The organism is Aeromonas fluvialis, assembly GCF_000819885.1.
Classification (GTDB): Bacteria; Pseudomonadota; Gammaproteobacteria; order Enterobacterales; family Aeromonadaceae; genus Aeromonas; species Aeromonas fluvialis.
The window spans coordinates 1-20666 of sequence record NZ_CDBO01000054.1 but is presented as its reverse complement, the minus strand read 5'-3'; the positions used below and the strand labels follow the sequence as shown (position 1 = coordinate 20666).

Genomic DNA, 20666 nt, shown 5'->3' with positions numbered 1-20666 from the left:
TTTTTCTTGACCACTACAATATTTGTGCTGGGATCTTGAGATGATTCGAGAGACGAGAGCCCCATCGCCGCACATGCGCTCTCTTCATTTCCGGTTTGCCGTCGTCCGGTCGCCGGTTTCCACTTGCTGACCAGGCTATTATGACGCCTGAACCCGATTTTCCCTGCCTGTTCAGAGGGTTGCCAGCTCAGATTGGCGAAAGCCGTGTTCTCCCCATATTGACCCGCTTTTGTTCCTCTTAATGGTGAAAAAAGCCACGGTTGGCAGCGGTACGTTTTTCTGGCCCGTTTATGTGCGCTTTTTCGTCCGTGGCGGCCCTGTCCGTTTTACTTTACCCCGCAGAAAACTTACATTAATGCGGTTAAAAGTCCGTATTCGAATCAAGCAGGATTTTCCATGTATATGTCCACGTCAGAGATTCGCACTGCGTTTCTCGAGTATTTCCGTTCTCAGGGGCACCAGGTTGTCTCCTCCAGCTCGCTGGTACCGCATAACGACCCGACCCTGTTGTTTACCAACGCGGGTATGAACCAGTTCAAGGATGTCTTCCTTGGCGCAGACAAGCGTGCCTACAACCGCGCGACGACCTCCCAGCGTTGCGTGCGTGCCGGTGGTAAGCACAACGATCTGGAAAACGTCGGCTATACCGCTCGTCACCACACCTTCTTCGAAATGCTGGGCAACTTCAGCTTCGGTGACTACTTCAAGCAGGATGCCATCAAGTTTGCATGGGGCTTCCTGACCGAGGTGCTGCAACTGCCGAAAGATCGCCTGCTGGTGACCGTCTACGCGACTGACGATGAAGCTTTCGATATCTGGGAAAAAGAGGTCGGTGTCCCGGCCGATCGCATCGTGCGCATCGGTGACAACAAGGGTGCCCCTTACGCTTCCGACAACTTCTGGGCGATGGGCGATACCGGTCCGTGCGGTCCCTGCACCGAGATCTTCTATGACCACGGCGATCACATCTGGGGTGGCCGTCCCGGCTCGCCGGAAGAGGATGGCGACCGTTTCATCGAGATCTGGAACGTGGTGTTCATGCAGTTCAACCGTCAGGCTGACGGCACCATGGAGCCGCTGCCCCGTCCGTCCGTGGATACCGGCATGGGGCTGGAGCGTATCTCTGCCATCATGCAGGGTGTCCACTCCAACTATGAAATCGACATCTTCCAGGCGCTGATCAAGAAAGCGGCCGAGATTGTCGGTACCACCGATCTCAGCAACCAGTCTCTGCGCGTCATCGCCGATCACATCCGCTCCTGCGCCTTCCTGGTGGCAGATGGCGTGATGCCGTCCAACGAAGGTCGTGGCTATGTGCTGCGTCGCATTATCCGCCGCGCCGTGCGTCACGGTCGCAAGCTGGGCGCGACCGATGTCTTCTTCTACAAACTGGCTGCCGAGCTGGCCGTACAGATGAAGGATGTCGCTGCCGAGCTGATCGCCCAGCTGCCGCTGGTCGAGCGCGTGCTGCGCATCGAAGAGGAGCAGTTCGTTCGCACTCTTGACAGAGGCCTGCTGCTGCTGGAAGACGCTCTGGCCAATCTGGGTGATGCCAAGGTGATCCCGGGCGAGGTGGTGTTCAAGCTCTATGACACCTACGGCTTCCCGGCCGACCTCACTGCCGACGTGGTGCGCGAGCGCGAGATAGGTATTGATGAAGAGGGCTTCAAGGCCGAGATGGAGAAGCAGCGTGCTCGCGCCAAGGAAGCGTCCAGCTTCGGCGTGAACTACAACGAGATGCTCAAGCTCGACTTCGAGACCTCCTTCACCGGCTACAAGACCCTGACCGAGCGTACTCGCGTGCTCGGCATCTACAAGGGCACCGAAGAGGTGAGCGGCCTGATCGCCGGTGACGAAGCGGTCATCGTGCTGGAGCAGACCCCCTTCTACGCCGAGTCAGGTGGCCAGGTTGGTGATAGCGGTATCCTGAAAGTGGATGACGGCATCTTTGCCGTAACCGACACCCAAAAGGCGGGCAAGGCGATTATCCACAAGGGATACATGGAGCTCGGTACCCTGGAGAAGGGCGCCGATGTGGAAGCCGTGGTGGATGATGATCGCCGTCAGGCCGTTGCTCTGAACCACTCGGTGACTCACTTGCTGCATGCCGCTCTGCGTCAGTCGCTGGGTGATCACGTGACCCAGAAAGGTTCTCTGGTGGGGGCCGATCGCATGCGTTTCGATTTCTCCCACTTCGAAGGGTTGACCATGGCGACCATTCGTCGCATCGAAGAGCTGGTCAACACCCAGATCCGCGCCAACCACGAAATCACTACCCAACTGATGGATCTGGAGGCAGCCAAGGCTGCCGGTGCCATGGCCCTGTTTGGTGAAAAATATGAAGACGATGTGCGTGTAGTGCGCATGGGCGACTACTCCACCGAGCTGTGCGGCGGTATTCACGCCGAGCGCACCGGTGACATCGGCTTCTTCAAGATCATCGCCGAGAGCGGTATCGCCGCCGGTGTGCGTCGTATCGAAGCGGTGACCGGCAAGAGCGCCATCGACTTCATGCACCAGTTGGCCGAGCAGTTTGAAGAGGCGGCTGCGCTGGTGAAAGGCGATCAGTTCTCCATCGGCAGTAAAGTGCGCCAGCTCCTGGACAGGTCCAAGATGATGGAGCGCGAGCTGGAGCAGCTCAAGGCCAAGCTGGCTGCCCAGGCCGGCAACGACCTGCTGAGCCAGGTGATCGAGATTAACGGTCAGAAGGTACTGGTTTCCGCGCTGGAAGGGGCCGATCCGAAATCCCTGCGCGGCATGCTGGACGAGCTGAAGAATCAGATGAAGTCTGGTGTTGTGCTGCTGGCAACCTGTGCCGATGGCAAGGTCAATCTGATCGCGGGTGTTACCAACGACTTGATCGGCAAGGTCAAGGCTGGTGAGCTGGTCAATCTGGTTGCCCAGCAGGTGGGTGGCAAGGGCGGTGGCCGTCCGGACATGGCTCAGGCGGGTGGTACCCAGCCTGAAGCGGTCCCTGCTGCGCTGCAATCCGTTCACTCCTGGCTGGAAGAGCGCCTGTAATCGGGCGAGGTGATCTGTGGCACTCTATGTACAGAAGTACGGCGGCACCTCGGTCGGCACACTGGAGCGGATTGAGGCAGTTGCTGAGCGGGTTCAACAGACCCGCGCCCAGGGACACGACGTGGTGGTGGTGGTCTCCGCCATGTCGGGCGAAACCAACCGGCTGCTGGGCATGGCCCAGCAGCTTGATCCTGATGCCAACCGGCGCGAGATGGATGTGCTGGTCTCTACCGGTGAGCAGGTCACCATAGCGCTGCTGGCCATCGCGTTGAACAAATGCGGTTGTCCGGCGGTCTCGATGACTGGTGATCAGGTTCGCATTCGTACCGATTCCGCCTATGGCAAGGCGCGTATTACCCACATCGACACCGAGCTGGTTCAGGCTGAGCTGGCTGCGGGCAAGGTGGTGGTGATCGCCGGTTTCCAGGGCCGTGACGAGCATAACGCCATCACGACCCTGGGCCGGGGCGGTTCGGATACCACGGCAGTTGCCGTGGCGGCGGCCATCAAGGCCGATGAGTGCCAGATCTTTACCGATGTGGATGGGGTATACACCACGGATCCGCGCATCGAGCCCAAGGCGCGTCGTCTCGACACCATCACCTTCGAGGAGATGCTGGAGATGGCCAGCTTGGGCGCCAAGGTGCTGCAGATCCGCTCGGTGGAGTTTGCGGGCAAGTACCGCGTCCCGCTGCGGGTGCTGTCGAGCTTTATCGATGGAGAGGGAACCTTAATCACATATGGAGGTGAGAGGATGGAAGCTCCCCTGGTATCCGGGATCGCTTTTAACCGCAACGAGGCCAGCCTGACCATTCTGGGTGTGCCGGACAGACCCACGGTTGCCGCGCAGATCCTCAATCCGATCAGCGACGCCAACATAGATATCGATATGATAGTGCAGAACACCCTGGGAGATGGCACCGCCGACTTCACCTTCACGGTGAATCGTGACGACTATCGCCGCGCCCGGGCACTGCTGGAGGAGGCCGCCACTGCACTGGGCGCCGCCTGTGTGCAGGGAAACGGTGAGATTGCCAAGGTCTCCATTGTCGGCGTCGGCATGTGGAACCACCCTGGTGTTGCGCGCACCATGTTCAAGGTATTGGGCGAGGAGGGGATCAATATGCAGTTGATCTCGACCTCTGAAATCAAAATCTCTGTGGTGATTGACGAGAAGTATCTGGAGCTGGCGGTGCGGGCCCTGCACGCCGCTTTCGGGTTGGATCAGGCACCGCAAGAGCAGCCTTTGGGCTAACAGTCGCCGATTGATTTAGTTTCAACCATTTACCATGTCGGTATCTTTGTTAGATAATGTTGCATATCGATATAAACAAAACAGGATACAGGAGCAAGCGAATGCTTATTTTGACTCGTCGTGTAGGGGAAACCCTGATGATTGGTGATGAAGTGACTGTCACCGTGCTGGGCGTTAAAGGCAACCAGGTTCGTATCGGTGTGAATGCACCGAAAGAGGTCTCCGTGCACCGCGAAGAGATCTATCAGCGCATCCAGGCCGAGAAAGTACCGGGCCAATCGGGTTTCTAAGCCGCTTTCATTGCTGTGACAAGGCGACACTTTATGTGTCGCCTTTTGTTTTTCTGGCCCTCTGAAAACACCCATGCAGGGCAAGAAAGAGCGGGATAAGTGCCGATATTGTTTGAATATTCCACGCTTTGGCCAAATGCTGAGCGAACGCGCTTTTTTCTCCAAAAAAGTGTTTGACTAAAAATCCCTGTGAAGTATTATCAGCCCCGCAAACGGAGAGGTGGCCGAGAGGCTGAAGGCGCTCCCCTGCTAAGGGAGTATGCGGCTTATACCCGCATCGGGGGTTCGAATCCCCCCTTCTCCGCCATTTGCGCCCGTAGCTCAGCTGGATAGAGTACCTGGCTACGAACCAGGTGGTCAGAGGTTCGAATCCTCTCGGGCGCACCATATTACGACTCAAGCAAGAGTCATGTGTTGACCATCAGCAAGTCGGCACTTTAGAAAAGGCTTACTGATAAGTAGGCTTTTTTTATCGTTTTAAAACAGGGCGCCCGTAGCTCAGCTGGATAGAGTACCTGGCTACGAACCAGGTGGTCAGAGGTTCGAATCCTCTCGGGCGCACCATTTAAAATGACACAACGATTTATGAGCGCCCGTAGCTCAGCTGGATAGAGTACCTGGCTACGAACCAGGTGGTCAGAGGTTCGAATCCTCTCGGGCGCACCATTTTTCAAGCAGTACCAAAAGTTTGTGAGCGCCCGTAGCTCAGCTGGATAGAGTACCTGGCTACGAACCAGGTGGTCAGAGGTTCGAATCCTCTCGGGCGCACCATATTTCAAGCAGTACCAAAAGTTTATGAGCGCCCGTAGCTCAGCTGGATAGAGTACCTGGCTACGAACCAGGTGGTCAGAGGTTCGAATCCTCTCGGGCGCACCATACAGACAGCCTCGACTTCGGTCGGGGCTGTTTTTTTATGGGCGATATTTATCCCTGTGATGTGGATCCGTATTCGCGTTATAGCGGCCAGATCGTCCTTCTGCTTGGCTGTTCTTGTCCTCTTTGCTGCCCCTTGCCACCCTTTGCCTCATTTGCAGGCGCGCTGTATGCCTGCTGTTGCAACGATAGATGCCACGCAGTTCATCACTCCTGGTTGGGTAATCGCTATCCTGCAAGACTTGCAGAGGCGTTCTGCGGGCAAGAATAAAAAAGGATGCCGCAGCATCCTTTCGATTTGAGGGGGGAATTCAGCTTTTCAGCCATTTGCGAATGCGGTTGGCATCGCCGATAGGGGTGCGTTTGCCCACCGAGTTGAGCAGCACGATGGCGAGCTCGCGGCTGTCCGGTTTGGCGCGCATTACCAGACAGCGCCCCGCTTCGTCAGTGAAGCCGGTCTTGGAGAGGCGTACGTCCCAATCCGGGTTTTTCACCAGCGGGTTGGTGTTGTTGAACATCAGGCTATAGGCGGGGGCGCTGAAGCGCATCTCCTGATTCTCATCCTGGGTGAACTGGCGGATCAATGGCTGGCGGTAGGCCGCCGCGACCAGTTTCCCCAGGTCTTGCGCGGTTGAGACATTGCGCGCCGACAAGCCGGTCGAGTCATAGAAGTGGGTGTGGCGCATCCCGAGCGCTCTGGCCTTGTTGTTCATCGCCCGGATAAAGGTGCTGCGACCGCCCGGATAGTGGCGCGCCAGTGCCGAGGCCATCCGGTTTTCGGAGGACATCAGCGCCAGATGCAGGGCGTCGCGGCGGGTCACCTTGGTGCCCATGCGGATGCGGGAATGAGTGTGTTTGACCCGATCCAGATCGTTCTTGTCGACCGTGATGGTCTGGTTGAGATTCTGTCTGGCATCCAGCACCACCAGCGCTGTCATCAGCTTGGTGAGGGAGGCGATGGGACGTACCTTGGTGGCATTCTTCTGGTAGAGCGTCTTGCCCGTTTTGAGATCGACGACCAGGGCACTGCTTGAACGCACTTCCAGTTTGGCAGGGTTGGGGGCCGCGCTGACCGCAGACAATCCCAGCATTCCCATCAACCCGACAACCAACGCAACCGAGCGAATCCGACACCACATACAACCGACTCCGTTCCCATCGAAAAAAGGCGCTAGATTCACTCATTTTTGCCCCCCCTTTACAAGGGGCAGCAGGGACTATTTCTGCTATTTGCGCAAAATGGGCGATCAAAAAAGCCCTCGGAAGAGGGCTTTGCGCGTGGGGCGCGGGGATCACTCCCGGGACCGTGACGCCTTGCGTTTGCTAAGCCAGCGCCAGACCAGTGCGACCATGCCACTCAGTAGCAGCACCACTGGCAGATAGATGATGATGTTGAAGAACTGGGACTGATATTCGGCTGCCAGCTTGGTGTGGCTAAGGTAGTAGCCAAACCCGACCAGCGGGCAGATCCACATGATGGAGCTGACCAGATTGACGATGAGGAAGCGTCCCTGTGGCAGCTCGGTGGCACCGACGATATAGGGGTAGGCGGTGCGCACGAAGGCGATATAGCGAGCGGTGATCAGGGTGATGATCCCGTACTTGTCCAGCAGGTGATAGACCTTTTGCTGGTGTCTCTCTTCCACATGGGACATCAGCCGGTGGTAGAGCTGGGTGTGGCCGAGGAAGCGCCCCTGCATGTAACCGAGCCAGGTGCCGACAAAGGTGGCTATGATCAGCAGCGGTATCACTCCGAGAGACAAGACATCCTGATAGATGAGCACGCCGGTGAGGATCAGCAGGCTGTCACCGGGCAGAAAGGCGGTTGGGATGAAGCCGTTTTCCAGTATCAGAAACGTTAAAATCACACCACAGATCATGAAGGCCATCTTGGGATCGGAAAGGGTGTTCAGGTCGTGATTCATAAAGGCGTGAGCCAGTTGGTAAAACTGCTCCATACTTGCAAACTCCGCAGGTTAGCTGGGTAGATCGGTCAAGGGCATGGCGAGCACCTTATCTATGCGCAGACCATCCATGTCAACAATTTCCAGTTGCCACTGTTCCAGTGTGACCAGGTCTCCGGTTTTTGGAACTCGACCAAGGAGCAGCATGATAAGCCCTCCAAGGGTGTGATAGTGATGTTTTTCTTCTTCTGGCAGACGAACCAGCTCCAGACAATCCTTCAACTCCGGTAGCGGGATCAGTCCATCGAGCAGCCAGCTGCCGTCGTCGCGCCTGAATGCCCAGTTGTCCTCGCCACCTTCCTGCTGGAAATCCCCCGCCAGCGCCTCTAGCAGATCCTGCTGGGTGACCAGTCCCTGCAGCTCGCCATACTCGTCCACCACCATCACCATCTGTTCGCTGTGGGTGCGGAAGTGGTTGAGCAGCTCGACGCCGTTGAGGGTCTCGGGCAGCAGGCTGCCCTCCTGGGTCAGGGCAGCCAGATCGATGGGCTCCCCCTTGATATAGGCGTGCAGCACCTTGCTGACATTGATGATACCCACCAATTCTGACAGGTTGCCGTCGCAGACCGGAAAATAGCTGTGGCGATACTCCACCAGCCGCTGCAGGTTGGTCTCCAGCGGCAGTGCCAGATCCAGATAGCGGATATCGCTGCGCGGCACCATCAGGGAGGAGAGGCTGCGCTCGTCGAGACGGAAGACGTTGCGCAGCATGGTGTGTTCATGATCCTCGATCACCCCGGCTTCCGATCCCTCTACCAGCATGGCGTGGATCTCCTCCTCGGTGACGTTGGCGCTGCCATTCTGGTTGACCCGCAGCAGCCGCAGGCTGGCATTGGTGGAAGCGGAGAGCAGCCAGACGAAGGGGCGGGTCAGGGTGGCGAGCCAGTGCATGGGGCGGGCCACCAGACAGGCGATGCGCTCGGCATTGAGCTGGCCGAGCCGCTTGGGCACCAGCTCCCCTACCACGATGGAGAGGTAGGTGACGCCAACCACCACGCTGACGGTGGCGATCAAGCCGCTGCTCTTGGGGGAGAGTCCCCACTCCTGCAACCAGAGCGAGAAGGGTTGGGCCAGCAGGGATTCGCCGTAGATACCGTTGAGCAGACCTATGCTGGTGATGCCGATTTGGACGGCAGAGAGAAAATGGGTCGGGTCTTCGCCCAGTTTGAGGGCAATGGCGGCGGAGCGGTTGCCTTCGGAGGCAAGCTTGCCGAGGCGAGCCTTGCGTGCGGTGACGATGGCGATTTCTGACATGGCGAAGAGGCCATTAAGCAAAATCAATCCCAGCAGGATCAATATTTCCATACAGCAACAGCACTCCTTGAGTGGATAAGATCGCTGGCAGTGTAATGAATTTGGCGGCGATGCGCTTGTGAAAGCGGGTGATCCGGCTCGCTATTTTAATCATGCAGATCGGTGTTTGAGGCGGTCAGAAGAGGAAATGGCGTTGATCGGGAAGGAAAGGGGGCGGGAAAACCCGCCCCTGCTCTCTATTTGTGCCTGTTGCCGGGGATCAGAACTGCTGGAACCAGCGCTGGATCTGGGCCGGATCCTTGCTTTGGGTCAGGGCGAGCATCAGCAGCACCCGCGCTTTTTGCGGATTGAGGGTTTCGGCTGCGACGAAGCCGTACTTGGCGTCGTCGATCTCGGCATCCAGGGTGGTGGCGCCGGTCGGCACGCGGGCGGAGCGCACCACGCGAATGCCGTCCTTGCTCGCTTGAGCCAGGGTATCGAACAGGGTGTGGTAGAGGTTGCCGTTACCCACCCCGGCACTGACGATGCCGTCGAACTTGGCATCCACCATCGCTTTGGCCGGCAAGTCGGTGGCGTTGGCATAGCTGTAGACGATGCCCACTTGCGGCAGCTTGTCGAGCTTGCTCACGTCAAACGGGGTCTTGCTGGTGTGCAGGCGAGCCGGGCTGCGCTGATAGTCAATCTTGCCGTTGTGGATGTAGCCGAGCGGCCCGAAGTTGGGGGAGGCGAAGGTCTGCACCCCGGTGGTGTTGGTCTTGGTGACGTCGCGGGCATCCAGCACGGTGTCGTTCATGGCGACCATGACGCCACGGCCTTTGGAAGCGGGATCGGAGGCGGTGACCACGGCGTTGTAGAGGTTGAGCGGACCATCGGCGCTCATGGCGGTGGAGGGACGCATGGCGCCGACCAGTACCACCGGCTTGTCGCTCTTGACGGTCAGGTTGAGGAAGTAGGCGGTCTCTTCCATGGTGTCGGTGCCGTGGGTGATGACGATGCCATCCACGTCATCCTTGGCCAGCAGCTCGTTGACCCGCTTGGCCAGCTTTAGCCACACCTCGTCGTTCATGTCCTGGGAGCCGATCTTGACCACCTGCTCACCCTGCACATCAGCGACGTTCTTCATCTCGGGCACGGCGGCGATCAGGGTCTCGATGGCCACCTTGCCTGCCTCGTAGTTGGACTGGGTGGCGGACTGGCCGGCACCGGCGATGGTGCCGCCGGTGGCGAGGATGTGCACGCTCGGCAGGGCCATGGCCATGGGGGAGAGGGTCAGGCCGACGACGGCGGCGAGCAGGGTCTTGCGGATCGGTAGGGTCATGCTGCAAATCCTTATGGTTGGAAGAATCGCAGCAAGTTTGCCCGTTTAATAACCTGGGTCTGTGATAAAACTCACCAAAAGACAGGTGAGTACAGATTTTTAACCTGTTTTATACCTCTATAGAGATAATTTAACTCGCAGTGAAGCCTTTGGTTTCGATCAGGGTGATCAGCTCGGCCCTGCTTAGCTCGCTCTCGATAATGGCCTTGCTGCTGGCGAAATCGACGCTGGCTGCGCTGACGGCAGGCTGGGCCAGCAGGGCTTTTTGCAGGCTGGCGGCGCAACCACCACAGGACATGCCGGAAACGGTGAGTTCGATGGTCATGGGATATCTCCTCTGTTGATATGCCGTCAGCCTAAAGCTGCCGCCTCCGGCAAGGTCAAGGGTCACTGTATCAGGTCCAGTCAGTACATCAGGTCCAGATAGTTCATCAGGGTTGCCCCCAGACTGGTGGTGATGAGCGAGCCGAGGGTGGTGGTGGCGATGATATTGGCTGCCAGTGCGCCGTCGCCGCCCATGGCACGGGTCATCACATAGCTGGCTGCGGCGGTCGGAGTGGAGCTGATAAGAAACAGGATGCCAAGGGCGTGATGGCTGAAGCCCAGCGTCCAGGCACCTATCACCAGCATGACAGGAATGCAGAATAGTCGGTTGGCAGTTGCCCAGGTGGTCAGCATGGCGCCGCCGCGCAGGGCCTTGAGGTTTAGGCTGGCGCCGGTGCAGAGCAGTGCCAGCGGCAGGGTCATGTTGGCAAAATAGTTGCCGGTGGTGATCACCAGTTTGGGCAGTTCGATGTCGAGCAGGCCGAATGGCAGGGCCGAGAGGATGGCGATGATGAGGGGATTTTTGGCGATCCCCTTGAGGATCGGCTTGATCCCCTTGCCGCCACCCAGGCTGCGGGTGAGGGTAATGACCGCAAGAATGTTGTAGAGCACGGTAATCGAGCCTACCAGCAGGGCGGCGGCGCCAATTCCCTCGGGCCCGTAGGCATTCTGTACATAGGCCAGCCCCATGATCCCCATATTGCCGCGAAAACTGCCCTGCACGAAGACCCCCCGTTGGCGCCGTTCAGGAATAAAGCGGGTCGCCAGCGCTTCCAGCACCAAAAAACCAGCGAGAGTACCGAGCAAGCCATAGAGAATGAGCCAGGGGCTCGGCATGGTGGAAAAATCGGTACGCACCATGCTTAGAAACAGCAATGCTGGCAGGGTGACCTGAAACACCAGGCGGGAGGCTGACTCGACGAAGCTGTCAGGTAGCAGCCCCAGTTGGCGGAGCCAGATACCGAGCAGCAGCACCATGCAGATAGGGCCTGTGATAGAGAAGGAGAAGAGCAGACTGGCCAGCAGATCCATGATGGGCATCCTGTGCTGTGCCCACACACCCTGGCGGTGGGGCAAGCTGGCATTCTAACGCCATGGGCTTGTATTCACAGGGGTTAATCACAACAATGTGGGCAATTCCACCGCCTAGCCTCCTGTGAGCCAATTCATGGACAAGAAACTGACCATCCTCGATATCGCCCGACTGAGTGGCGTCGGCAAGTCGACCGTCTCCCGGGTGCTCAATCAGGATCCCAAGGTGAAGCAAGAGACCCGCGAGCGGGTGGAGCAGGTCATCGCCGAGCACGGCTTTGTGCCGAGCAAGTCGGCGCGGGCCATGCGCAGCCAGAGCCAGCAGGTGGTGGGGATCATCGTCTCGCGGCTCGACTCCAGTTCGGAGAATCAGGCTGTGCGCGGCATGCTGGAGACCCTCTATCAGCGTGGCTATGACGCCGTACTGATGGAGAGCAAGTTCTCCCCCGCCAAGGTGCAGGAGCATCTGGCGGTGCTGGAGCGGCGCGGGGTGGATGGCATTATCCTGTTTGCCTTCAACGATCTGGATTATGCCGCCATGGCCCCGCTGCAAGAGAAGCTGGTGCTGGTCGCTCGTGAATATCCCGGCTTCTCTTCGGTCTGCTTCGACGATGCCGGTGCGGTGCGCACCATGCTGGCGCAGTTGGCAAGCCGTGGCGCCCGCGATATCGCCTATCTGGGGGTGGATGCCTCGGATCTCACCACCGGTCAGCGTCGCCTCGAGGCCTATCTCGCTTACTGCGCAGAGCAAGGATTGAGCCCGCGCAGCGCCCTCGGCGATCTCAGCTTGCAAAGTGGCTATCGGCTGGCTGCCGAGCTGCTTACCCCCACCACCCAGGCGCTGGTCTGTGCCAGCGACACCCTTGCCATCGGCGCGGCAAAATATCTGCAAGAACAGGGGCGTAGCGAGGTGCTGGTCACCGGCCTTGGCAATAACCCCATGCTCAGTTTTCTCTTTCCCAACGCCCTCACGCTCGATCTGGGCTACAAGGGGGCGGGGGAGCAGGCAGCCCGCCAACTGCTCGGCCAGATCGAGCAGGAACAAGCCCCATTGGCGACCATAGCCCCCTGCCACTCTCTGTGAGTACCCTCACTTAGCGCTGCGCAAAAAATGTGCTTTTTGTGAACTTGACCACGAAATGGGAACGTTCCCATTTCGATCTGGTCAAATTGACGGCATGCTAATTGGGAACGATACCAAAAACGCTCGAGCCGACACGCTGGCTCAAAAGGGCGACGCAGACCACTCTTCAATGGCGTCACAGAGGGAAGACCCATGTCCAAGATCAACGCACAACAGCTTGCCACCCTGATCGACAAGATCGGCGGCAAGGAGAACATCGCCACCGTCAGCCACTGCCTGACCCGGTTGCGCTTCGTCCTGAACGATCCGGCCAAGGCCGACAGCAAGGCCATCGAGACCATCCCGGCTGTGAAGGGAAGCTTCACCCAGGGTGGTCAGTTCCAGGTGGTGATCGGCAACGAGGTAGAGCAGTGGTACAAGGCGCTGACCGAAGAGCTCGGCGTCAGTGGTGGCAGCAAGGATGCCGCCAAGCAGGCAGCCCGCCAGAACATGAATCCGCTGGAGCGGGGTATCTCCCATCTGGCGGAGATCTTTGTCCCTCTGTTACCCGCCATCATCACCGGCGGTCTGATCCTGGGTTTCCGTAACGTCATCGGCGATATCAAGATGTTCGACGACGGCACTCACACCCTCACCGAGATCAGCCAGTTCTGGGCTCAGGTGCACGCCTTCCTCTGGCTGCTGGGCGAGGCGATCTTCCACTTCCTGCCGGTCGGTGTTTGCTGGTCTGCGGTGAAGAAGATGGGCGGCTCCGAGATCCTCGGTATCGTGCTGGGGGTTACGCTGGTGTCACCTCAGTTGATGAACGCCTATGGCATTGGCCAGCAGACCCCCGAGGTGTGGGACTTCGGCCTGTTCGTGATCCAGAAGGTGGGTTATCAGGCGCAGGTCATTCCGGCCCTGCTGGCGGGCGTGTTCCTCGCCTGGGTAGAGACCAACCTCAAGCGGATCATTCCGGCTTACCTCTATCTGGTGATTGTGCCGTTTGTCTCGCTGCTGCTGGCAGTGATCGTGGCCCACGCCTTTATCGGCCCGTTCGGTCGCTGGATTGGTGATGGCGTCGGTTTCGCTGCCAAGGCCGCCATGACTGGCTCCTTCGCCCCCATCGGTGCAGCCCTGTTCGGTTTCCTCTACGCACCGCTGGTCATCACCGGCATTCACCACACCACCAACGCGGTGGATCTGCAGCTGATGCAGAGCATGGGTGGCACCCCGATTTGGCCGCTGATCGCGCTCTCCAACATTGCGCAGGCCTCTGCGGTCATCGGCATCATCCTGATTAGCCGCAAGGAGAACGAGCGGGAGATCTCGGTACCTGCCGCCATCTCCGCCTACCTCGGGGTGACCGAACCGGCCATGTACGGCATCAACCTCAAGTACAAGTTCCCCATGCTGTGCGCCATGGTGGGTTCCAGCCTTGCGGCCCTCATCTGCGGCTTCGCCGGGGTGATGGCCAACGGCATCGGGGTCGGGGGTCTGCCGGGCATCCTCTCCATCCAGCCGCAATACTGGTCTGTGTTCGCCATCGCCATGTTGGTCGCCATCGTCGTGCCTATGGTGCTGACCCTGCTGGTCTACAAGCGCCAGCAAGTCGCTGGCAAGTTGGCCCAAGCCAGCGCCTGACACTGATTATCAGGGCGACCCGTGGGTCGCCCTCTCCATTTTCTATTCGAGACAAGAGAAAGACCCATGAGCCAAACACCCTGGTGGCAGAGTGCCGTGATTTACCAGATCTACCCCAAGAGCTTTCAGGATTCCGCTGCCCGTGGCACCGGCGACCTCAAGGGGATCATGGCCCGCCTCGACTATCTCAAGACCTTGGGGGTCGATGCCCTCTGGCTGACCCCGGTCTACGTCTCCCCGCAGGTGGACAACGGCTACGACATCGCCGACTACCTTGCCATCGACCCCGCCTACGGCACCATGGAAGATGTCGAGGCGCTGCTGGCCACCGCCCACGCGCGCGACATCCGCATCGTGATGGATATCGTGGTGAACCACACCTCCACCGAGCACGCCTGGTTCAGGTCGGCGCTGGGGGATAAAAACAGCCCCTACCGCGACTACTACATCTGGCGCGATCCGGTGGATGGCGGTGTGCCCAACAACTGGCAATCCAAGTTTGGTGGCAGCGCCTGGGAGCTGGATCCCGCCACCGGTCAGTACTACCTGCACCTGTTTGCCCGCGAACAGGCGGATCTCAACTGGGAAAATCCGGCGGTGCGCGCCGAGGTCAAAAAGATCATCCACTTCTGGGCGAACAAGGGGGTGGATGGCTTCCGCCTCGACGTCATCAACCTGATCTCCAAGGATCAGGCGTTCCCGAACGACGAGATAGGCGATGGCCGCCGCTTCTATACCGACGGGCCGCGCATCCACGAATTTTTGCAGGATGTGAGCCGCGATGTGTTCGCCCCGGTGGGGGCCATGACGGTGGGGGAGATGTCCTCCACCAGTCTGGATCACTGCCAGCGTTACGGCGCCCTCGATGGCTCCGAGCTCTCCATGGTGTTCAACTTTCACCACCTCAAGGTGGATTACCCCAACGGCGACAAGTGGACCAGGGCGCCGTTCGATTTCCTCGAGCTCAAGCGCATCTTCAACCACTGGCAGAGCGGTATGCATGGCAAGGGGTGGTCGGCGCTGTTCTGGTGCAACCACGATCAGCCGCGTATCGTCTCCCGCTTCGGTGACGAGGGTGAGCATAGGGTAGTAGCCGCCAAGATGCTGGCCAGCACTCTGCATGGCCTGCAAGGCACCCCCTACATCTATCAGGGGGAGGAGATCGGCATGACCAACCCCGGCTATCAGCACATCGATGACTATCAGGATGTGGAGAGCCGCAACATCTTCGCCATCAAGCAGGCCGAAGGGATGAGCGAGGCCGAGATCCTCGCCATTCTCGGCGCCAAGTCCCGTGACAACTCGCGCACCCCGATGCAGTGGAGCGCTGCGCCCAACGCCGGTTTCACCAGCGGAACCCCCTGGCTCAAGCCTGCAGCCAATTACACCGAGATCAACGCCGAAGCGGCGCTGGCCGACCCGAGCTCGGTGTTCTGGCACTACCGGGATCTGATCCGCCTGCGCAAGGCCCATCCTATCTTCACTCACGGGGATTATCAGGAGCTGCTGGCGGGGCATCCGCAGATCTGGGCCTATGCCCGCCGCTCCGACGGTCAGACCCTGCTGGTGGTGAGCAACTTCTACGGTGAAGCGGTGGACTTTGCCCTGCCTGAAGGCATACCCCAGGGGCGCGGCGAGCGATTGATTGCCAACTATCCGGACAGCCCGGCCCGGCCGCAATCCTGTAGACTGCGCCCCTATGAATCCATTCAATGGCTCATTGAGGAGTACTCATGATCGACAAGCAGAGCCCGGAGTGGCGCAAGATGGTGGCCGGCGAGCCCTATGATGCCGGGGTGCCTGAGCTGGTCTCGGCCCGGGCCCGCTGCCGCACCCTGCTGGGGCTCATCAACCGGGAGGGTACCGACGCCCCCGAGTGGGAGTCGCGTCTTACCACCCTGTTGGGGAGCCGGGGCCAGCGCTGCTTTATCACGCCTCCCTTCTTCTGCGACTACGGGGCCAATATCTCGGTGGGTGAGAACTTCTACGCCAACTTTGGCTGCACCCTGCTCGATGTGTGCGAGATCCGGATCGGCGACAACGTGTTGCTTGCCCCCAACGTGCAGATCTACACCGCCGCTCACCCGGTGGCGGTGGCCCCGCGCATCCAGGGGGTCGAGTTTGGCAAGCCGGTGAGCATCGGCAACAACGTCTGGGTCGGTGGCGCCGCCGTCATCTGCCCCGGCGTCACCATAGGGGAGAACAGCGTCATCGGCGCCGGTTCGGTGGTGACCAAGGATGTACCTGCCAATGTGGTGGCGGCCGGCAACCCCTGCAAGGTGCTTCGGCCGATGACGGCACAGGAGCTTGAAGGCGTCATCCAGCGGTGAACAGGGGCCATGAATGCTAGTGCTATCTGATTGATAGAAAAGCGACTGTCAGATTGTTTTGCATTCAGTGCTTATGTTCGGGGCGGCTTGGCCGATACTGTTGAGTGCAGGAGGAACCCTATGGATATATCAAGTTCTGCATCTACATCTCAAGGTTATGCCTTGCTGGCGGCCAGCCTGGCCAAAAAGCAGCAAACCCAGAATGGGCAAGCCGCACTGGAGTTGATCCAGACAGCGGTACAGCCAGCTCAGGCTGCACCTACATCGGCGAACGCTTCACTGGGAAGCAAAATCGATATTCGTGTCTGACACTGATAAAAAAGCCCCCATCATCTGATGGGGGCTTTTTTTATTTGTGCCTTATACCGCGAAGGGGGCGGGCGCCTCGAAGGTCATCCGCTCGCCGCAGCGGGGGTGGCTGATGGTCAGACTGGCCGCATGCAGGTAGAGATGGGGCGCTGCCGCCAGCGCATCCGGATGGGCGTAGAGGTTATCCCCCAGGATGGGGTGTCCCAGCTCCAGCATATGAACCCGCAGCTGATGGGAGCGGCCGGTGATCGGGGTAAGCTTGATCAGGCTGTTGCCGTTCTCCACTTTCAGTTTTTCCCACAGAGTCAGAGCGTGACGCCCCTCCTCATGGTCTACCTTCTGTTTCGGGCGGTTGGGCCAGTCGACGCAGAGCGGCAGGTCAACCTGACCCGAGTCTGCTTCCGGCTCACCCCACACCCAGGCGAGGTAGTGCTTCTCGGTCTCCCGCTCGCGAAATTGCCGGCTCAGCTCCCGATGAGAGTTGGGATTGAGGGGAATGACAATGACGCCAGTGGTGGACATGTCGAGGCGATGAGCTGCCGCCGCCTTGGGGTGTTGCTGTTTCACCCGATGCAGGACGCTGTCTTCATTCTCGGGACCGCGCCCGGGGACGCTCAGCAGGCCAGTGGGCTTGTTGACCACCATGATGTCCTTGTCCTTGAACAGGATATCGAGCCAGGGTTCCAGAGGCGGTGAGTATTCAAACATAAATGTCTCGCATCAGAAGGTGGGGGCAAGCCCCCATCAGTTATGGGTAACCACGATAAGGCGGCACTGGGTATCCAGTTTGAGCTGGGTCTGGCCGCTGTCGGTCGGTACCTTGTCAGTTATGGGTGACCACGATAAAGCGGATGGCATCCAGCTTAAGTTGGGTCTGATCGATCAGGTGGTGCAATTCTGCCTGCAGATTGCGCAGATAATCCAGTTCGCTGTTGCGCACGTTCGGGTTGACCGCCTTGAGCGCTTCCAGACGATCCAGATCCTGTTGCAGGGTCTGCGCCATCTGGGCACGGGCCTTGTCGACAATCCCGGCTTTCAGCTCTTCGGCAATCGGTTGAGCCTTGCCAATCAGACCGTGGATCACCGGCTGCGACGCGGTGACCAGCTTGCTGCCGAGGTGGCGGTTGACCGGAGTCAGCTGGCGGTTGAAGGCATCGAACGCCACTTTTTCACCCAGATTCTGGCCGTTCTTGTCCATCAGCAGACGGATCGGCGTCGGCGGCATGAAACGGTAGAGCTGGGGATGGGCCGCAGACTCGGCAACGAAGATCAGCTCAAGCAGGATGGAGCCGATGGGCAGCGCCTTGTTCTTGAGCAGTGCGACCGATGTCGCACCGATCTCGGAGCCCAGGATCAGGTCGATACCGCCGCGCATCATGGGGTGATCCCAGGAGAGCAGCGCCATGTCATCTCGCGACAGGGCGGTGTTGCGATCGAAGGTGATGGTCATGCCGTCTTGCGGCAGGCCCGGGAAGCTGGAGACCAGCATGTGATCCCCGGGAGTCAGCACCAGCGCGTTCTCGCCACGGTCATCCTGATTGACGCCGATCTCGTCGAACATCTTGAGGGCGAAAGAGATCATGCCGGTGTCGTCATCTTCGGCGGCCAGCTTGTCGACCAGCTGCTGGGCGGCGGCGCCACCGCTGGAGTGGATCTCCAGCAGACGATCGCGACCTTGTTCCAGTCGGGCCTTGAGCGGCTCGTGCAGTTCGCGAGTCTTTATCAGCAGGGCGTCGAGGGTCGCCTGATCGCCGGTGTTGGCGGCCAGCAGCTCGAACAGCTCGTCACGTACCGCTTCGAATACCGGGCGGGCAGTCGGGCAGGTCTGCTCGAATGCATCCAGACCATCGTGATACCAGAGCTGCAGAGCGCGCTGGGCGGTCCCCTCCAGATAGGGAACGTGGATCTCGACGATATTCTGCTGACCGATGCGATCGAGACGGCCGATACGCTGTTCCAGCAGGTCCGGGTTAAGTGGCAGATCGAACAGCACCAGATGACTGGCAAACTGGAAGTTGCGACCTTCTGAGCCGATTTCGGAGCAGAGCAGCACCTGAGCGCCACCATCCTCTTGCGCGAAATAGGCGGATGCCTTGTCTCGCTCGAGGATCGACATCCCTTCATGGAATACGGTGCCGCGGATCCCTTCACGGGTGCGCAGCGCCTCTTCCAGCGCGATGGCGGTGGCCGCTTCGGAGCAGATCACCAGCACCTTCTGCTGACGGGCGGAGAGCAGCAGCCCCAGCAGCCACTCGACACGCGGGTCGAACTGGGTCCAGGTGGCGTTGTCGCCTTCGAACTGCTGGAAGATCTTCTCGGGGTAGAGGTAGCGCAGGGCGCGGGTCTGCAGATCGCCACCGTTGCCACCCATCATGCCCATTACTTTGATGGCAGTCTTGTACTGCTCCGGCAGCGGCATGGGGTAGACGTTGAGGTGACGCTCGGGGAAACCCTGAATATTGGCGCGGCTGTTGCGGAACAGCACTCGGCCGGTGCCGTGTTGGTCCAGCAGCTTGGCGACCGCCTGCTGACGGGCCTCAGCATCGCTTAAGTCCAGCCCTTCCAGTTGGCTGGCGAGGATCTGTCTGGCTTCATCGCTCAGGGTCTCGCCATCCAGCAGCTCTTGCGCCGCGCTGGCGACCTGACCATAGGCCTGCTCCTCGGCGAGGAAGGCCTCGTAGTCGTAGAAACGCTCGGGATCGAGCAGGCGCAGACGGGCAAAGTGGCTCTGGTGGCCCAGCTGATCCGGAGTCGCAGTCAGCAGCAGTACGCCCGGCACCTGTTCGGCCAGCGCTTCCACCATTTCGTAGGCGCGGCTGGGGGCCTCTTCACTCCACTCCAGATGGTGCGCTTCGTCGACAACCAGCAGGTCCCACTCGGCTTCCAGCACCTGCTCGAAGCGACGACGCTTCTTGCGCAGGAAGTCGAGGCTGCAGATCACCAACTGTTCGGTCTCGAAGGGGTTCTCCGCATCGGCAAATGCCTCGATGCAGCGCTCCTCGTCAAACAGGGAGAAGTGCAGGTTGAAGCGGCGCAGCATCTCGACCAGCCATTGGTGCTGCAATGTTTCGGGCAGCAGGATCAGCACCCGGTGCGCGCGGCCGGAGAGCAGTTGCTGATGAATGATCATGCCTGCTTCGATGGTCTTGCCCAGACCTACCTCATCCGCCAGCAATACACGCGGGGCGTAGCGGTGACCCACTTCATGGGCAATATAGAGCTGGTGCGGGATCAGGCTGACCCGGCCACCGGCCAGACCGCGAGTCGGGTTGCGACGACGCTGGTGCTGGTTGGTCAGTGCCTCATAGCGCAGGGTAAAGCGGGACATCCGGTCAATCTGACCGGCGAACAGGCGATCCTGCGGCTTGTTGAACTTGATAAAGTTGTTGAGAAACACTTCCTTGAGGGCAACGGGCTCATCATTGTCGGTGCGCACACCTACATATATAAGCAGGCCGTTTTTCTCCTGCACTTCTTCGACCGTCATGGTCCAGTCTTCGTGACTGGTTATCTGATCGCCCACATTGAAGCTGACCCGGGTGACCGGCGCCTCTTCTTTGGCATACATGCGGTTTTCACCGGTAGCCGGAAACAACAGGGTAACCATGCGTCCTTCAACAGCAACGACAGTCCCCAACCCCAGATCCGTCTCTGTATCACTAATCCAACGCTGGCCAAGTGCAAAAGGCATTAAACTCTCCAAAGCCCAAGAGTGTGTGAATCGCAAAGGGGCGCTATGTTACCCGAAGGCGTGACCTCGATCACCATGCATATAGATGTAGAGAGACCAAATCGCCACAACCTTGATCTGCTACCACCACGCCATGTAGAGGATAGCGATATTGCCAAACGGGTGTGTTATTGCAGGATAAACGCACTTTTTGAGTAATTAGTGAACGGTTGAGCCAAAAATGCGAATTTAATTCTAAAACCCCCTTGCAAGCGTGATCCAGATCTCTATAATGCGCCACATCGACAGGGCAAGCGGC

General features: G+C 59.2%; 17 protein-coding genes and 6 tRNA genes. 14 read left to right on the top strand and 9 right to left on the bottom strand.

Annotation, left to right across the window (positions count from 1 at the left end; translation table 11 throughout):
- The first annotated feature begins 396 nt into the window (after window positions 1–396).
- From alaS to BN1125_RS11885, 9 genes are all read left to right on the top strand, one after another.
- Window positions 397–3021, top strand: coding sequence for an alanine--tRNA ligase (alaS, locus tag BN1125_RS11925; RefSeq protein ID WP_042012499.1), 2625 nt, complete (start codon window positions 397–399; stop codon window positions 3019–3021).
- Window positions 3022–3037: 16 nt separating this feature from the next.
- Window positions 3038–4276, top strand: a complete 1239-nt coding sequence (locus tag BN1125_RS11920) for an aspartate kinase (protein ID WP_042012497.1) — start codon at window positions 3038–3040, stop codon at window positions 4274–4276.
- Between the two features lie 101 nt (window positions 4277–4377).
- A complete protein-coding gene (gene csrA, locus BN1125_RS11915) occupies window positions 4378–4566 on the top strand; it encodes a carbon storage regulator CsrA (RefSeq protein WP_005305164.1) in 189 nt (62 codons plus the stop codon).
- A 214-nt stretch (window positions 4567–4780) separates the two neighbouring features.
- Window positions 4781–4873 (top strand) — tRNA-Ser (locus tag BN1125_RS11910).
- Window positions 4874–4876: 3 nt separating this feature from the next.
- Window positions 4877–4953 (top strand) — tRNA-Arg (locus BN1125_RS11905).
- Window positions 4954–5053: 100 nt separating this feature from the next.
- Window positions 5054–5130 (top strand) — tRNA-Arg (locus BN1125_RS11900).
- A 25-nt stretch (window positions 5131–5155) separates the two neighbouring features.
- A tRNA-Arg gene (locus tag BN1125_RS11895) sits at window positions 5156–5232 on the top strand.
- Window positions 5233–5260: 28 nt separating this feature from the next.
- Window positions 5261–5337, top strand: a tRNA-Arg gene (locus BN1125_RS11890).
- Window positions 5338–5365: 28 nt separating this feature from the next.
- Window positions 5366–5442, top strand: a tRNA-Arg gene (locus BN1125_RS11885).
- Window positions 5443–5750: 308 nt separating this feature from the next.
- Here the strand turns inward: BN1125_RS11885 and pbpG are convergent.
- The 6 genes from pbpG to BN1125_RS11855 form a co-directional block, all read right to left on the bottom strand.
- Window positions 5751–6578 (bottom strand): D-alanyl-D-alanine endopeptidase, encoded by an 828-nt coding sequence (gene pbpG, locus BN1125_RS11880; protein WP_042012496.1) that lies wholly within the window; start codon window positions 6576–6578, stop codon window positions 5751–5753.
- Between the two features lie 153 nt (window positions 6579–6731).
- Window positions 6732–7397, bottom strand: a complete 666-nt coding sequence (locus tag BN1125_RS11875; RefSeq protein ID WP_042012495.1) for a DedA family protein — start codon at window positions 7395–7397, stop codon at window positions 6732–6734.
- 18 nt (window positions 7398–7415) lie between these two features.
- A complete protein-coding gene (locus BN1125_RS11870) occupies window positions 7416–8708 on the bottom strand; it encodes a hemolysin family protein (protein ID WP_042012494.1) in 1293 nt (430 codons plus the stop codon).
- Window positions 8709–8916: 208 nt separating this feature from the next.
- Window positions 8917–9975, bottom strand: a complete 1059-nt coding sequence (gene ansB, locus BN1125_RS11865; RefSeq protein ID WP_042012492.1) for an L-asparaginase 2 — start codon at window positions 9973–9975, stop codon at window positions 8917–8919.
- Between the two features lie 130 nt (window positions 9976–10105).
- Window positions 10106–10300 (bottom strand): heavy-metal-associated domain-containing protein, encoded by a 195-nt coding sequence (locus tag BN1125_RS11860; RefSeq protein WP_042012491.1) that lies wholly within the window; start codon window positions 10298–10300, stop codon window positions 10106–10108.
- Between the two features lie 80 nt (window positions 10301–10380).
- Complete coding sequence (locus BN1125_RS11855) at window positions 10381–11331, bottom strand: AEC family transporter (RefSeq protein WP_042012490.1); 951 nt, start codon at window positions 11329–11331, stop codon at window positions 10381–10383.
- 136 nt (window positions 11332–11467) lie between these two features.
- Between BN1125_RS11855 and treR the strand changes: the two genes are divergently transcribed.
- The 5 genes from treR to BN1125_RS11830 all read left to right on the top strand — a co-directional run bounded on the left by treR (window position 11468) and on the right by BN1125_RS11830 (window position 16677).
- On the top strand, window positions 11468–12415 hold the full coding sequence (gene treR / locus BN1125_RS11850) for a trehalose operon repressor TreR (protein WP_042012489.1): 948 nt from the start codon (window positions 11468–11470) through the stop codon (window positions 12413–12415).
- A 192-nt stretch (window positions 12416–12607) separates the two neighbouring features.
- The gene (treB, locus tag BN1125_RS11845) at window positions 12608–14038 is read left to right on the top strand and encodes a PTS trehalose transporter subunit IIBC (RefSeq protein WP_042012488.1); all 1431 of its coding nucleotides are present in this window, start codon (window positions 12608–12610) and stop codon (window positions 14036–14038) included.
- Between the two features lie 66 nt (window positions 14039–14104).
- Window positions 14105–15775, top strand: a complete 1671-nt coding sequence (treC, locus tag BN1125_RS11840; protein WP_042012487.1) for an alpha,alpha-phosphotrehalase — start codon at window positions 14105–14107, stop codon at window positions 15773–15775.
- A complete protein-coding gene (locus BN1125_RS11835) occupies window positions 15772–16368 on the top strand; it encodes a sugar O-acetyltransferase (protein WP_042012486.1) in 597 nt (198 codons plus the stop codon). Before treC ends, BN1125_RS11835 begins: the two co-directional genes overlap by 4 nt.
- 120 nt (window positions 16369–16488) lie before the next feature.
- Window positions 16489–16677, top strand: a complete 189-nt coding sequence (locus tag BN1125_RS11830; RefSeq protein ID WP_042012485.1) for a hypothetical protein — start codon at window positions 16489–16491, stop codon at window positions 16675–16677.
- Window positions 16678–16728: 51 nt separating this feature from the next.
- On the opposite strand, the gene rluA is transcribed toward BN1125_RS11830, so the two are convergent.
- The 3 genes from rluA to BN1125_RS19370 all read right to left on the bottom strand — a co-directional run.
- Window positions 16729–17385 (bottom strand): bifunctional tRNA pseudouridine(32) synthase/23S rRNA pseudouridine(746) synthase RluA, encoded by a 657-nt coding sequence (gene rluA, locus BN1125_RS11825; protein ID WP_042012484.1) that lies wholly within the window; start codon window positions 17383–17385, stop codon window positions 16729–16731.
- A gap of 115 nt (window positions 17386–17500) precedes the next feature.
- On the bottom strand, window positions 17501–20368 hold the full coding sequence (gene rapA, locus BN1125_RS11820) for an RNA polymerase-associated protein RapA (protein ID WP_042012483.1): 2868 nt from the start codon (window positions 20366–20368) through the stop codon (window positions 17501–17503).
- A 70-nt stretch (window positions 20369–20438) separates the two neighbouring features.
- Window positions 20439–20666 (bottom strand): hypothetical protein (locus tag BN1125_RS19370; protein WP_208854236.1); only part of this gene is annotated, 228 nt, incomplete at its 5' end.

Excerpts from the sequence above, each read along its gene's own strand:
- BN1125_RS11875 (WP_042012495.1), bottom strand. The coding sequence starts at position 7,397 with ATGGAGCAGTTTTACCAACTGGCTCACGCCTTTATGAATCACGACCTG.
- treB (WP_042012488.1), top strand. The coding sequence starts at position 12,608 with ATGTCCAAGATCAACGCACAACAGCTTGCCACCCTGATCGACAAGATC.
- BN1125_RS11855 (WP_042012490.1), bottom strand. The coding sequence starts at position 11,331 with ATGGATCTGCTGGCCAGTCTGCTCTTCTCCTTCTCTATCACAGGCCCT.
- BN1125_RS11870 (WP_042012494.1), bottom strand. The coding sequence starts at position 8,708 with ATGGAAATATTGATCCTGCTGGGATTGATTTTGCTTAATGGCCTCTTC.
- pbpG (WP_042012496.1), bottom strand. The coding sequence starts at position 6,578 with ATGTGGTGTCGGATTCGCTCGGTTGCGTTGGTTGTCGGGTTGATGGGA.
- ansB (WP_042012492.1), bottom strand. The coding sequence starts at position 9,975 with ATGACCCTACCGATCCGCAAGACCCTGCTCGCCGCCGTCGTCGGCCTG.
- BN1125_RS11835 (WP_042012486.1), top strand. The coding sequence starts at position 15,772 with ATGATCGACAAGCAGAGCCCGGAGTGGCGCAAGATGGTGGCCGGCGAG.
- rapA (WP_042012483.1), bottom strand. The coding sequence starts at position 20,368 with ATGCCTTTTGCACTTGGCCAGCGTTGGATTAGTGATACAGAGACGGAT.
- treC (WP_042012487.1), top strand. The coding sequence starts at position 14,105 with ATGAGCCAAACACCCTGGTGGCAGAGTGCCGTGATTTACCAGATCTAC.
- BN1125_RS11860 (WP_042012491.1), bottom strand. The coding sequence starts at position 10,300 with ATGACCATCGAACTCACCGTTTCCGGCATGTCCTGTGGTGGTTGCGCC.
- csrA (WP_005305164.1), top strand. The coding sequence starts at position 4,378 with ATGCTTATTTTGACTCGTCGTGTAGGGGAAACCCTGATGATTGGTGAT.
- BN1125_RS11830 (WP_042012485.1), top strand. The coding sequence starts at position 16,489 with ATGGATATATCAAGTTCTGCATCTACATCTCAAGGTTATGCCTTGCTG.
- treR (WP_042012489.1), top strand. The coding sequence starts at position 11,468 with ATGGACAAGAAACTGACCATCCTCGATATCGCCCGACTGAGTGGCGTC.
- rluA (WP_042012484.1), bottom strand. The coding sequence starts at position 17,385 with ATGTTTGAATACTCACCGCCTCTGGAACCCTGGCTCGATATCCTGTTC.
- alaS (WP_042012499.1), top strand. The coding sequence starts at position 397 with ATGTATATGTCCACGTCAGAGATTCGCACTGCGTTTCTCGAGTATTTC.